The 12,981-nt window shown below is 73.9% G+C and carries 13 protein-coding genes; 7 read left to right on the top strand and 6 right to left on the bottom strand.

Annotation, left to right across the window (positions count from 1 at the left end; all coding sequences use genetic code 11):
- The first annotated feature begins 124 nt into the window (after positions 1-124).
- The 4 genes from AB0E07_RS37610 (at position 125) to AB0E07_RS37595 (ending at position 4,779) form a co-directional block, all read left to right on the top strand.
- Positions 125-499 carry a hypothetical protein gene (locus tag AB0E07_RS37610; protein WP_362262287.1) on the top strand — a complete coding sequence of 125 codons (375 nt, stop codon included), beginning with the start codon at positions 125-127 and terminating at the stop codon, positions 497-499.
- A gap of 428 nt (positions 500-927) precedes the next feature.
- Positions 928-3,153: an MMPL family transporter gene (locus AB0E07_RS37605; RefSeq protein WP_362262285.1), complete on the top strand. Its 2,226-nt coding sequence runs from the start codon at positions 928-930 to the stop codon at positions 3,151-3,153.
- The gene (locus AB0E07_RS37600) at positions 3,150-3,854 is read left to right on the top strand and encodes an LmeA family phospholipid-binding protein (protein ID WP_362262282.1); all 705 of its coding nucleotides are present in this window, start codon (positions 3,150-3,152) and stop codon (positions 3,852-3,854) included. The genes AB0E07_RS37605 and AB0E07_RS37600 overlap by 4 nt, the downstream gene beginning before the upstream one ends.
- A gap of 49 nt (positions 3,855-3,903) precedes the next feature.
- Positions 3,904-4,779: a universal stress protein gene (locus AB0E07_RS37595; protein WP_362262280.1), complete on the top strand. Its 876-nt coding sequence runs from the start codon at positions 3,904-3,906 to the stop codon at positions 4,777-4,779.
- 1 nt (position 4,780) lies between these two features.
- Here AB0E07_RS37595 and AB0E07_RS37590 read toward each other — a convergent pair whose 3' ends face one another.
- The 3 genes from AB0E07_RS37590 to AB0E07_RS37580 all read right to left on the bottom strand — a co-directional run bounded on the left by AB0E07_RS37590 (position 4,781) and on the right by AB0E07_RS37580 (position 7,540).
- The gene (locus AB0E07_RS37590) at positions 4,781-6,022 is read right to left on the bottom strand and encodes a DUF4032 domain-containing protein (protein WP_362262277.1); all 1,242 of its coding nucleotides are present in this window, start codon (positions 6,020-6,022) and stop codon (positions 4,781-4,783) included.
- 40 nt (positions 6,023-6,062) lie between these two features.
- Entirely contained in the window at positions 6,063-6,833 is a 771-nt protein-coding gene (locus tag AB0E07_RS37585) for an MBL fold metallo-hydrolase (RefSeq protein ID WP_362262275.1), read from the bottom strand.
- Positions 6,834-6,913: 80 nt separating this feature from the next.
- A complete protein-coding gene (locus tag AB0E07_RS37580; protein ID WP_362262273.1) occupies positions 6,914-7,540 on the bottom strand; it encodes an alpha-ketoglutarate-dependent dioxygenase AlkB in 627 nt (208 codons plus the stop codon).
- Positions 7,541-7,679: 139 nt separating this feature from the next.
- Here AB0E07_RS37580 and AB0E07_RS37575 point away from each other — a divergent pair, with 139 nt between their 5' ends.
- Entirely contained in the window at positions 7,680-8,303 is a 624-nt protein-coding gene (locus tag AB0E07_RS37575) for a TetR/AcrR family transcriptional regulator (protein ID WP_362262270.1), read from the top strand.
- 48 nt (positions 8,304-8,351) lie between these two features.
- Positions 8,352-10,025, top strand: a complete 1,674-nt coding sequence (locus AB0E07_RS37570) for an FAD-binding dehydrogenase (protein ID WP_362262267.1) — start codon at positions 8,352-8,354, stop codon at positions 10,023-10,025.
- A gap of 51 nt (positions 10,026-10,076) precedes the next feature.
- On the opposite strand, the gene AB0E07_RS37565 is transcribed toward AB0E07_RS37570, so the two are convergent.
- From AB0E07_RS37565 to AB0E07_RS37555, 3 genes are all read right to left on the bottom strand, one after another.
- Positions 10,077-10,427, bottom strand: a complete 351-nt coding sequence (locus tag AB0E07_RS37565; protein ID WP_362262264.1) for a DUF488 family protein — start codon at positions 10,425-10,427, stop codon at positions 10,077-10,079.
- A gap of 30 nt (positions 10,428-10,457) precedes the next feature.
- Positions 10,458-10,709, bottom strand: coding sequence for a WhiB family transcriptional regulator (locus AB0E07_RS37560; protein ID WP_362262261.1), 252 nt, complete (start codon positions 10,707-10,709; stop codon positions 10,458-10,460).
- A gap of 108 nt (positions 10,710-10,817) precedes the next feature.
- A complete protein-coding gene (locus AB0E07_RS37555) occupies positions 10,818-12,032 on the bottom strand; it encodes a saccharopine dehydrogenase C-terminal domain-containing protein (protein ID WP_362262259.1) in 1,215 nt (404 codons plus the stop codon).
- A gap of 105 nt (positions 12,033-12,137) precedes the next feature.
- Here AB0E07_RS37555 and AB0E07_RS37550 point away from each other — a divergent pair, with 105 nt between their 5' ends.
- Positions 12,138-12,863 carry a TetR/AcrR family transcriptional regulator gene (locus tag AB0E07_RS37550; RefSeq protein WP_362262256.1) on the top strand — a complete coding sequence of 242 codons (726 nt, stop codon included), beginning with the start codon at positions 12,138-12,140 and terminating at the stop codon, positions 12,861-12,863.
- Positions 12,864-12,981 lie beyond the last annotated feature (118 nt).

The raw sequence follows: 12,981 nt of genomic DNA, 5'->3' as shown, positions 1-12,981 counted from the left end.
AACCGCCGCGCGCCGCGCCCGGGGACCCCGGCCCCGAGCCCTTACACGCCCCGAACACGCGCCGAACCCCGTCCTCGCACGCCCCGGCCAGGCTGGCACCGCAACCGATCAAGGGGAGGACCCCATGCACCGCGACGGCACCACTCCGTCCCGCCGTACCCGCACCGCCACGGCGGCCGCCGTCACGGCCGCCGCCGTGACCGCGCTCGTGTGGTCGGCGCCCTGGGCGGACGGCACCGCCGTCGCCGGGGCCGCCGCCCCGGCGACCGCGGTGGCCGGCACACCGCTGTCGGCGGAGCCGCGCCTCGCGGAGCTTCGGCGCCGCTTCCAGGCCCTCCCGGAGGAACTCCGGGACGACCTGCGGGAGTTGCGCGGTCTCTCCGCCGCCGAGCGCCGCGAACGCGCCGGCGAGATCCGGGACAAGGCGCTCTCCGGCGCCTACGGCGAAGGCGTCCGGCGCTGGGCCGAGCGACGCGCCGACTTCTGGCACGCGGACTGACCAGGCCGCGCCGCCACCCTCACGACCCCGCCCAGCCGTGACTCGTGCGACCCGGCCGCGCAGCCACCCTTACGACCCGCCCGCGCCGTCACTCGTGGGACCGCCCGCTCCGTCACCCGTACGACCCGGCCGCGCAGCCACCCTTACGACCCGGCTCTACCGCACTCGTGCGACCCGGCCGCACAGCCACCCGTGCGACCCGCCCGCGCCGTCACCCGCCCGCACAGCCACCCTTACGACCCGCCCGCACAGCCACCCTTACGACCCGCCCGCACAGCCACCCTTACGACCCGGCCGCGCCGTCACCCTTACGACCCGGCCGCGCCGTCACCCTTACGACCCGCCCGCGCCGTCACCCGTACGACCCGGCCCGGACGGCGGCCGGGTGAGAACGTTTCCGCCCCTCGGGGCCCGACCGGAACAGACCCATGACCACAACCCCCGCACCACACCGGGCGCGCCCCGGACTTCTGCACCGGCTCGGCCGCGGGTGCGCACGACGCCCGTGGTGGGTCGTCGCCGCCTGGCTGCTCGTGCTGCTCACCGCCCTCGGCGCCGACCGCGCCCGGGGCGGCGGCTTCGACGACGACTTCGCGCTCCCCGGCACCTCCGCTCAGACCGGCGCCGACCTGCTGGAGGAGCACGGGTCCGACGCCGTCCGCGGCTCCGCCTCGACCGTCGTGCTGCACACCGGCGGTGAACCCCTCGACGGCCACGAGCGTGCCGTGGACACCGCAGTGGCCGCACTGGAGCGGCTGCCCGAGGTCATCTCGGTGAGCGATCCGCTCGGCACGCCCGGAGCGGTCTCCGCCGACGGCACCACCGGCATCGTCACCGTCCGCTTCACCGCGAGCCCGGTCCGCTTCGACGACGCGTACCTGGACGGTGTCGACGACGCCGTGCGCGGACTGCGCGCCGACGGCCTCCAGGTCGAGTACGGCGGCCCGCTGGGACAGGCGGCGCGCCCCGAGTCGGGGCACCTGCTGTCGGAGGGGATCGGACTCGTCACCGCCGTGGTCGTCCTGCTGGCCGGGTTCGGCAGCCTGGCCGCCGCCGGACTGCCCCTGCTGACCGCCGTCGTGGCACTGCTGACGGGCCTCTCCCTGCTCGGGCTGCTCGCCGCCGTGTTCACCTTCGGCAACGCGGCGCCCACCCTGGCCACGATGATGGGCCTGGGCGTCGGCATCGACTACACCCTCTTCCTGATCACCCGTCACCGGCGGCTCCTGGACGACCTCGACGACCCCGCCGAGGCGGCCGGCCGGGCCGTGGCCACCAGTGGCCGCGCGGTCGTCGTGGCCGCGGCGACCGTCGCCCTCGCCCTGGGCGGGCTGTACGCGTCCGGGGTCACGTTCATCGGCACGCTCGGCGCCGCCGCCGCGCTGACCGTCCTGGTCGCCGCCGTCGCCGCGCTCACCCTGGGCCCCGCGCTCCTCGGCCTCCTGGGCCGGCGGATCGACCGCCTCCGGGTGCGCACCCCGGTCCACGAGCCGAGCGGCACCGCAGACACCTGGCACCGCTGGGCGGCCACCGTGGGGCGCCGCCCCTGGCTCTTCCTCGCCGTGGGCACGCTGGTCCTGGGCGTCCTCGCGATCCCCGCCGCCTCCCTGCGCCTCGGTCACGTGGACCACGGTTCCGACCCGACGAGCTACACCGACCGGCGCGCCCACGACCTGATCGCCGACGGCTTCGGGCCGGGCCGGAACGGCCAGTTCACCGTGGTCGTCGACCTGGAAGGGACCCGGGCCGACCCGGCCGCGCTCTCCGCCTCCCTGCACCGGGCACTGGCCGCGACCCCGGGCGTCGACCGGGTCGGCACCCCCGCCGCCACCGACGACGGCGCCCTGCTGATCGCCACCGTCACCCCGGACACCGGCCCCCAGGAGGAGGCCACCTCGGACCTGATGCACCGCCTCACCGAGGACACCCTGCCCGAGACCCTCGCCGGCTCGGGCGCCGAGGGGCACGTCACCGGCGTGACCGCGGCCCAGCTGACCTTCCGGGACGTGATGGCCGACCGGCTGCCGGTGATCGTCGCGGTCGTGGTCGCGGCGGCCTTCCTGCTCCTGCTGACCGTCTTCCGCAGCCCCGTCGTCGCGCTCAAGGCCGCCGTGCTCAACCTGCTCTCCATCGCGGCGTCCTACGGCGTCGTCGTCGCCGTCTTCCAATGGGGCTGGGGCGGCTCCCTGCTCGGCGTGGACGAGCCCGTCCCCGTCGAGTCGTACGTCCCGATGATGATGTTCGCGATCGTCTTCGGCCTCTCCATGGACTACGAGGTCTTCCTGCTGTCCCGGGTCCGCGAGTCCTGGCTGCGCACCCGCGACAACCACACCAGCGTCGCCGCCGGGCTGGCCGGGACCGCTCGCGTCATCACCTGCGCCGCGCTCATCATGACCAGCGTCTTCCTGGCCTTCCTGCTCTCCACCGACGTCGTGATCAAGATGCTGGCCCTGGGCCTGGGCGTCAGCGTGGTCCTCGACGCCACCGTCGTACGGCTCGTCCTGGTGCCCGCCACCATGTACCTGCTGGGCCGCGCCAACTGGTGGCTGCCCGCCCGGCTGGACCGGCTCCTGCCGCATCTCGACCCCGAGGGCCCGGCCGAGGGCCCCGCCACCGCGCCCGCACCGGCCCCGGTCCCCGCGGAGCGGCGATGAACCTCGCCCGCGTCCGGCGGCACCGCACCGCCACGGTCGCCGCGGTGACGCTCGCCCTCGTCCTGTCGGCCCTCGCCGCCGCCGAGTTCACCGCCCGCGCGCTGCTGCACGACCGGCTCTCCGCCGCGGCCGAACGGATGCTCGGCGAGGGCGGCGAGATCGAGGTGGAAGGCGGACCGGCGCTGCTCGACCTGTTCGACCGGCGCCTGGACGCGGTGACCGTCACCGGCGAACACGCCACGCTGGGCCGCCTCCCGGACGTCGCGGTACGGGCCCGTGTCACCGGCCTGCGGCTGACCGGCGGGCGTTCCGGCACGGTCGACCGCACCCACGCCGAGGTGGAGATCCCCGCCGCCTCACTGCGGGCGGCCGCGCCCGAGGGGCTGCCGGTGACCGAGGTGCGCCTCGACGAACCGGCGGGGACCGTCACCCTCGGTCTCCAGGGCGGGCTCGGCCGGGCCGTGCTGCGCCCCGCGCTCCAGGACGGCAGGCTGGCCCTGGAGTTGGAGAGCGTCAGCGTCCTGGGCCGTCCCGCACCCGAGGCGCTCACCGGGCGGATCGAACGGGCGCTCGCCGAACGCGCCCCGCGGGACTACCCGTTGGGGCTGACCGCGACCACCGTGGAGGTCACCGAGGCGGGCCTGGCCCTCACCCTGGACGGCGGCCGGGCCCGCCTGGGACCGGCGCACGGGCGGACGTAGTGAAGACTGGGTGCGACGGACAGGACCGCCAAGCAGGGAGGCACCCGCAATGACGCGCCCGATCACGGCAGGATTCGACGGTACCGAGGAGAGCGCGGCCGCCCTCGGGTGGGCGGCCCGCGAGGCGGTCCGGCGCGGACTGGCGCTGCGCGTGGTGCACGCCTGGCGGTTCCAGTCCATCGAGACGCTGGCCGAGGCCGGTCCGGACCAGCAGGCCGAGTGGGCCCGGGAGGCGGTGGAGCAGGCCGCCCGGGAGGTCCGCGAGCGCCACTCCGGTCTGGAGGTGTCCGTCGACGCCGCCGAGGGCGGTGCCGTCGACACGCTGGTCGCCGCCGCGGTGGACGCCGAGACGCTGGTCCTCGGGTCGCGCGGGCACGGAGCCGTGGTCGGCTTCCTGCTCGGTTCCGTGGGACAGCAGGTGATCGTGGAGGCCGAACGCCCGGTCGTCCTGGTGCGCGCCGGGGACCAGCCGTCCGCCGAGGTCGCCGGGCACGAGATCGTCGTCGGCCAGCAGGGCGAGCCGGAGGACAGCGAGGCCGTCCTGCGGTTCGCCTTCGAGACGGCCGCCGCGCGCGGGGCCGCCGTCCGGGCCGTCCGCGCCTGGACGCTGCCCCCGCTGTTCGCCTACAGCCCCTCCTCCCTGAAGCTGCTGGACGACGCGGGCGGTCTCGAACCGTACGAGCGGAAGGCGCTGGCCTCCGCGGTGCAGCCGTGGCGCGAGCGGTTCCCCGAGGTGCCGGTCGTGGAGCACGTCGAGATGGGCAGCGCCGGACAGGTGCTGCTCTCGGTCGCCCGGCGCGCGCAGCTGATGGTCGTCGGCCGCCGCGCCCGCCGTACGGCCGTGGGCGCCCGCATCGGCTCGGTCGCGCACGGGGTGCTGCACCACTCCGAGTGCCCGGTGGCCGTGGTGCCGCCCGCGTCCTGACTCAGCCCGCCTCCTCCGACACGGGCTGGAGCGTCTCGCGGGCCTTGGGGAGGATGTTGCTGACGTAGTCCGCCACGGCCGTGTCCAGCCCGATGTCGTGCTGCGCGCGCTCGGACAGGTACCAGCGGTGCTCCAGCAGCTCGTGGTAGATCTCCGCCGGGTCCATCGAGCCGCGCACGTCGAGCGGGACCTCGCGCACGGTGGGGCGGAAGACGTCCCGGACCCACCGGTGCGCGAGCACCTCGGGGCGGGCCGCCAGGGGGTCGCCCGGGGCGTAGTCGTCCTGGGTGGCCATCCAGCTCTCCAGGTCGTTCAGCAGCCGCCGGGCCTGGTTCTCCTCGGTGTCCAGGCCGGTCAGCCGCAGCAGCTGCCGCTGGTGGTGGCCGGCGTCGACGACCTTGGGCACGAAGGTGACGGTGTGACCGTTCGACGAGTGCTCGATCTGCATCTCGGCGACGTCGAAGCCGAGGTCGTTGAGGCGGCGGATGCGCCGCTCGATGTAGTGGTACTTGCCGGCCGGGTAGACCGAGGTGCGGGTCAGCTCCTGCCACAGGCCGTGGTAGCGGGCGCAGATCTCGGTGCCGAACTCGATCGGGTCCACCGAGGGGTGCAGCGCCCCGGACGCCTCCAGATCCAGCAGCTCACCGCTGATGTTGACCCGGGCCAGGTCCAGGTCGTAGTCGCGCTGACCGTCGCTCAGCCGCGGGTGCAGGTCGCCGGTCTCGGCGTCGACCAGGTAGGCGGCGTAGGCGCCGGCGTCGCGCCGGAAGAGCGTGTTGGACAGCGAGCAGTCGCCCCAGGCGAACCCGGCCAGGTGCAGCCGCACCAGCAGCACGGCCAGGGCGTCCATCAGCCGGTGCATGGTCGCCGGACGCATCGTCGTCTCGAACATCGACCGGTACGGCAGTGAACCGCCGAGGTGCCGGGTGACCAGCACCGACTCCAGGGGTGCCCCGTCGGCGTCGAGGCGTCCGGTGACCACGGCGAGCGGGTCCACCGCCGGGATGCCCAGCCGGTCCAGGTCGCGCAGGAGTTCGTACTCGCGCAGCGCCGGGCGCTCGGCCAGCTCCTTCACCGCGATGACCTCGGCGCCGGCTCGCGCGTAGCGGACGACGTGCCGGGAGATGCCGCGCGGCAGCGGTACGAGGTGGTGCTCCGGCCACTCCTCCAGCGGCAGGTGCCAGGGCAGCTCCAGCAGGAGCGCGGGGTGCTCCGGGTTGGTCGCGCTGATCTGCAGGGCCATGGGCGGGTGTCCTCGTCTCGCCGGTGATCGTCAGCTCACCCTAGACGGCCCGTTCGCGTGCCTGAAGAGCCGATTCACCCAGTGGACCGCGGTGGGCGGGGCCGTGGCCGGGCAGCAGCAGGTCGCCGTCGAGTGCGGCGAGCACGTCGAGGGAGGCGAGGGCTTCGGCCCGCCGGTGGTGGAACATGTCCGGCAGCAGCTGCGGCCCCTCGACCCGGGACGTCGGATGGCCGCTGACCAGCGCGTCCCCCGAGATCAGCGCGCCGACGTCCGGGAGGTGGAAGGCGCAGTGGCCGCCGGTGTGCCCGGGGGTGTGCACGGGGACCGGCCGCCCCGGCAGGTCCAGCGGGGCCCCCGTCGGGAACGCCCGCGGTGCGGTGACCGGGAGGTGCGCGGTGCCGCCGGAGCGGACCGCCCGCAGCGCCCACGGCAGGACCCCCGGACGCCGGGCGTTGCGCAGGACCCGGGCGGCCGTCACCTGGTGCAGGAACTCGCGCCGCGCGTGCGGCACCTCCGCCTCGTGCAGCAGCACCGGCGTGCCGTGCGCCGCCCGAAGGAACTCGGCCGAGCCCACATGGTCGTTGTGCGCGTGGGTGACGAGCACGGCCACCACCGACTCCGGCCCGCCGCCCACCTCGGCGAGGGAGGCGAGCAGGTGCTGCCGGTCGCCCCGGTACCCGGTGTCGACCAGGGTCAGCGCGTCCCCCTCGGCGAGCACGACCCAGTTGGTGTCGGAACCGTGCACCAGAAAGGTGCCGTCGGCGACCTGCCGTACCCGTACCCGTACCCGTGCCCGTGCCCGTGCCCGCATGATGGTCCCGCCGTCCGCTGGGGGATGCCCGTCGCGGACAGCCAACCAGAGCCGTGGGCCCCGGGGGTCCGGCGCCGGGCTCACTGCACGCCGTGCGGCCGGAACTGGACGCTGATGCGCGGCCCCGCCGCACGCGTCGACTTGGGGATCGCGTGCTCCCACGTCCGCTGGCAGGAGCCGCCCATCACGATCAGGTCGCCGTGGCCGAGCGGGCGGCGCACGGTGTCCCCGCCGCCCACCGGCCGCAGCAGCAGGTCCCGGGGCGCGCCCACCGAGAGGATCGCGACCATGGTGTCCTCGCGGGCGCCCCGTCCGATCCGGTCGCCGTGCCAGGCGACGCTGTCGCGTCCGTCGCGGTAGTGGCACAGCCCGGCCGTGGTGAAGGGCTCGCCCAGTTCCCCCGCGTAGTGCGCCGAGAGCGCGGCCCGCGCCTCGTCCAGCACGGGATGCGGCAGCGGGTCGTCCGCGCCGTAGAAGGCGAGCAGCCGCGGTACGTCGACCACCTGGTCGTACATCGTCCGGCGCTCGGCGCGCCAGGGGACCTCGGCGGCCAGCTGTTCGAACAGGAGGTCGGAGCCGCTCAGCCAGCCGGGCAGCACGTCGATCCAGGCGCCGCGGCCCAGTTCGGTCCGGCGGATCCCGTGGAGGTCGCCGAGTCCCAGGTGGTCCGTCTGGTCGAAGAGGGAGCCCTGGAGGTGCGTGGTCATGGGACCAGCGTACTCCTGAATCGAAAATCTGTTCCCATCCTCTCCGGTGGCCGGAAAGTGTGCGTCGTGGCCCTTTCGATGCACTGGTGTATCGGATACATTCCCGTATCGAACGAGGGGCGATCGAGGGGCGGTCAGGATGGCGGAGCGAACGACGGGCCGGGTGACCAGGCGTCGCGTGCGGACGCGCGCCAATCTGCTCGACGCCGCGTTCGAGGTCTTCGCCGCCAAGGGCTTCGGCCGGGTCTCCATCGAGGAGGTCTGCGAGGCGGCCGGATACAGCCGGGGCGCCTTCTACTCCAACTTCGACAGCCTGGACGAGCTGTTCTTCGCCCTCTACCGGCAGCGCGCCGACCTGATCGCCGAACAGGTCGCGGGGGCGCTGGCGTCGGACGGCCCCGACCTGGACGTGCCGGCCTCCGTGGACCGGGTCACCGAGGTGCTGCTGCTCGACGTGGACTGGCTCCTGGTGAAGACCGACTTCCTGGTCCACGCCGCCCGGGACCCGGCCGTCGCGCGGAGCCTGCTGGAACACCGCGAGCGGCTGCGCGCCGCCATCGCCGACCGTCTCGCCCGCGCCACCGGGCACACCGCGCTGCCCGCCGTCCTCGGCGACGGTGACGGCGCGGCCCACGCGGTCGTCGCCGCGTACGACGGAGTCACCACCCAACTGCTGCTGGACAAGGACGTCGACGGCGCCCGCGCCTGGCTCAAGCAACTGCTCACCGCCCTGCTGACCGACGGCAGCGGCACCCCCCACTGAGGAACACCCCCACTGAGGAACACCCCCACCGAGGAAGGGAACGGTCGCATGGATGCCGACGTCATCGTCGTCGGAGCGGGCCTCGCGGGCCTGGTCGCCGCACACGAACTCACCAGCCGGGGGCGCCGGGTAGCCCTGCTGGACCAGGAGAACGCCAACAACCTCGGCGGACAGGCCTTCTGGTCCTTCGGCGGGCTGTTCCTCGTCGACTCCCCGGAACAGCGCCGCCTGAAGATCAAGGACTCCTTCGAACTGGCCTGGAACGACTGGCAGGGCAGCGCCGGCTTCGACCGCGAGGACGACGAGGACTCCTGGTCGGTGCGCTGGGCGCGCGCCTACGTCGAGTTCGCGGCCGGGGAGAAGCGGTCCTGGCTCCAGGGCCACGGCATCAGGTTCCTGCCCACCGTCGGCTGGGCCGAGCGCGGCGACCTCAGGGCGCACGGCCACGGCAACTCCGTGCCCCGCTTCCACATCGCCTGGGGCACCGGCACCGGCGTGGTCGAGCCCTTCGTCGAGTACGCCCGGCAGGCGGCGCGCGACGGGCTGCTGACCTTCCACCACCGCCACCGGGTCGACGAACTCGTCATCGAGGAGGGCCGGACCAAGGGCGTGCGCGGCACCCTCCTCGCCGACGACAACTCCGCCCGGGGTGTGAAGTCCAGCCGCGAGGCCGTGGGCGAGTTCGAACTCACCGCGCAGGCCGTCGTCGTCACCAGCGGCGGCATCGGCGCCGACCACGACATCGTCCGCCGCTACTGGCCCGAGCGCCTCGGCACCCCGCCCGCTCGCATGGTCACCGGCGTCCCCGCCTACGTCGACGGCCGCATGCTCGACATCAGCGCCGCGGCCGGCGTGCGCCTCGTCAACCGCGACCGCATGTGGCACTACACCGAGGGCATCCAGAACTGGGACCCGATCTGGCCCGGCCACGGCATCCGCATCCTGCCCGGCCCGTCCTCGATGTGGTTCGACGCGCTGGGCCGCCGCCTGCCCGACCCGTGCCTGCCCGGCTACGACACCCTCGGCACCCTCAAGCACCTGCGCACCACCGAGGACATCGCCGGACACGACCACTCCTGGTTCATCCTCACCCAGAAGATCATCGAGAAGGAGTTCGCGCTCTCCGGCTCCGAGCAGAACCCCGACATCACCGCCAAGGACCGGGCGGCGTTCCTGAAGGAGCGGGTGCTCGGCAAGGGCGCGCCCGGCCCGGTCGACGCCTTCCTGCGCCAGGGGGCCGACTTCGTCACCGCCCCCAACCTGGAGCAGCTCGTGGAGAAGATGAACGGGCTGACCGACAAGCCGCTGCTCGACGCCGCCGAGGTGCGCCGCCAGATCGAGGCCCGCGACCTCCAACTCGCCAACACCTACAGCAAGGACGCCCAGATCCAGGGCATCCGCAACGCCCGCCGCTACATCGGCGATCGCCTCGGCCGGGTCGCCACCCCGCACCGCGTCCTCGACCCCGCCGCGGGCCCGCTGATCGGCGTCAAGCTGCACATCCTCACCCGCAAGACCCTCGGCGGCATCCAGACCGACCTCGACTCCCGCGCGCTGGGCGCCGACGGCTCTCCCGTCGAGGGCCTGTACGCGGCCGGTGAGGTGGCCGGCTTCGGCGGCGGCGGTGTCCACGGCTACAACGCCCTGGAGGGCACCTTCCTCGGCGGCTGCCTCTTCTCCGGCCGCGCGGCGGGCCGGGCGGCCGCCCAGCAGACGGCCTGAGCCCCCGGTACGACGGAAGGGCCCGGCCGCCGACGGCCGGGCCCTTCCTCCTCAGCCGCCCAGCAGCCGGGCGAGGACACTCGCGTGACTCCGCTCGGGCGTCTTCACGGCCGTCACCAGGGTCAGTGGGCCCTCGCTCGCCAACTCCCGCACATGAGCGAGAAGTTCGACGGCCTCCGGGGCGGACAGCTCCGCCTCGTACCGGCGGGCGAACTCCTCGTACGTGCCCTCGCCCGCGTGGTACCAGCGGCGCAGCTCGGTCGAGGGCGTGATCGCCTTGGGCCACTCGTCCAGAGCGGCCGCCGCCTTCGACACCCCGCGCGGCCACAGCCGGTCGATCAACACACGCGTGCCGTCCGCCGGTTCGGGCGGTTCCTGCACGCGGCGGATACGGATGCTCATGGTCGGGCCCCTCCGGTTCCTCCGGCGGCCTCAGCCGGCACTGCGGCGTGCGGACGCCCGCCGGAGCAGGGCGAGTCGTTCGCCCTCGCTGGTGCCGCCCCACACGCCGACCGTCTGACGGGTCTCCAACGCCCAGTCCAGACAGTGTTCCCGCACCGGACAGCGCCCGCAGACGGCCTTCGCCTGCACGGTCTGCAACAGGGCCGGCCCGGAGGTCCCGATCGGGAAGAAGAGGTCGGGATCCTCGTCACGGCATACGGCGGAGTCACGCCAGTCGTCCATCGAAGTCACCTGCACTCCCAGTAGTTCGTGCCCTTTCGGATGCTTTACTCCCCTTCGGGTGACCTGTCGATACGGGAGTGAAACCGGCGAGTTCCGAGTCGGGAGGGATCACTGCTCGCGCATGCCCCAGGGGGAGCCGTACGCGGTCAGCAGATCCAGGAACGGGCGGGCCGGGAACGCCTCCGGACCGAGTACCCCGGATCCCGACCAGGCATCCGTGGCGAGGAGTTCGAGCGCGACGACCGGGTTGACCGCCGTCTGCCAGACCACGGCCTGGCTGCCGTACTCCGCCATCGACCACTCGTTGTCGACCACGTGATAGAGGTACACCTCCCTCGGTGCGCCGTCCTTCACGCCGCGCACCCAGGTGCCCGCGCAGGTCTTGCCGCGCATCCGGTCGCCCAGCGTGGCCGGGTCGGGCAGACAGGCGGCGACCACGTCGCGGGGGGAGACCCGCACCGGCCCGTCCGGGCCCGGCACGGTCACCGGCTCCGTGCGGTCCAGGCCCAGCAGGTTCAGGGTCTTCAGCGTGCTGATGAACTCCTCGCCCAGGCCGTACTTGAAGGTGACGCGGCGCGCCTCGACCCAGCGCGGCACGAGCAGCACCTCCTCGTGCTCCACGTTCACGCACTCCACCGGGCCGATGCCCTCGGGGAAGTCGAACACCTCGGGTTCGCTGAAGGGTTCGGTGGTGAACCAGCCCCGCCCGGCCTCGTACACGACGGGCGGGTTCAGGCACTCCTCGATCGTCGTCCAGATGCTGAACGAGGGCGCGAAGTCGTAGCCCTCGACGCTGAGATTGGCGCCGTCGCGGACTCCGATCTCCTCGATCTCGTCGAAGAGTTCGTCGGCGGCGTGCCGGGCGAAGACGTCCGACAGGCCGGGCTCCACGCCCATGCCGACCAGGGCCAGACGGCCCTCCTTCGCCCACTCCTCGGCCTCGGCGAACTGCTCGTCGCCGAGCTTGACCCCGCACTCGGCGTACGGGCGCTCCGCGTGCGGGCGGGAAAGGGACATCGCCATGTCGACATAGGTGGCGCCGGCCGACCGCGCGGCCCGGAACAGGGGCATCACGAAGCGCGGGTCGGTGGCGTTGAGCAGCACGTCGCAGGAGTGCCGGCGCAGCAGCGCGGTCACCGCCGCCTCGTCGCCGGCGTCGACGCGCTCGGCCAGGAACCGCGGGTCGTCGACGAAGGCGGCGGCCGCCTCGGCCCGGGCGGGGTCGTAGTCGGCGACCACCATCGCCTCGAAGAACGGGCGGCGGGCGGCGATCCGGGTCACGGCGGTACCGACACCGCCGGCGCCCACGAGCAGAACACGCATGACGAGAACTCCCTGTCGGAGGTGGAGGAACGAGGGGCCCTGGTGGAGATACAACGCCCGCGCGGGGAGTAAGGTCAATGGCGTTGGCATAAGACGGGAGTGCGTGTGCCGAAGCCGGTGGTTCCCGAGGAGAAGCGGCGCCGACGGCGTCCGACGAAGAGCGGCACGGTGCTGTCCGAGGCGCTGATCGTGGACACCGCGCTGCGGTTGCTGCGCGAACACGGCAGTACCGGTCTGACCGCACGCCGGCTGGGACTGGCCCTGGATGCCGACCCGAGCACCCTCTACCGCTATTTCCGCAGCATGGACGACCTTACCCTCGCCATCGGCGACGCGCTCATCGGCCAGGCCCTGCACGGCTGGCGGCCCACGGGCCGGTGGCGGGCGGACCTCACCGCGGTCGGGCTGCGGATCCACGCCGCCTACCTCGCCCATCCGCAGGCGGCCCTGCTCACCACCAGCCGGGTCACCGGCCGGGCCAACGAACTCGCCGTCGACGAGGCCGTGCTCGACGTGTTGCGCTCGGCCGGGTTCCCGCTGGCCGAGACCGTGCGCGTCTACCACGCCTTCATCGACCAGACGCTCGCCTTCGCCGCCCTGGACGCGGCCTCGCTGGCGCTGCCCTCCGCCGCGCTCCACGCCGACGAGGAGATGTGGCGCTCCACGTACGCGCGGCTGCCCCGCACCACCCACCCCCGCATCGCGGAAGCGGCCCCCCTGCTCGCCACCCGCATGGTCACCAGCGCCTACCCCACGGCCCTGGAGATGCTGCTGGACAGCGCCCAGACCCGCCTGGACGCGGCCGGCCGGCCCGCGCGCCGAGCCGACTAGCCCGCGCGTCGAGCCGACCAGCCCGCGTCGCGGGGGGGGGGCCCCCCGACCCCGGAACAACCGGCGGGAGACCGGGCGCGCGCCGCGGGGGGGCGGGGGCGTGGCGGGGGGGGTGGGC

It is taken from the genome of Streptomyces sp. NPDC048002 (assembly GCF_040653275.1).
Classification (GTDB): Bacteria; Actinomycetota; Actinomycetes; order Streptomycetales; family Streptomycetaceae; genus Streptomyces.
Note: the sequence above shows the minus strand (reverse complement) of the source record. Positions and strands in the feature narration are given on the sequence as shown.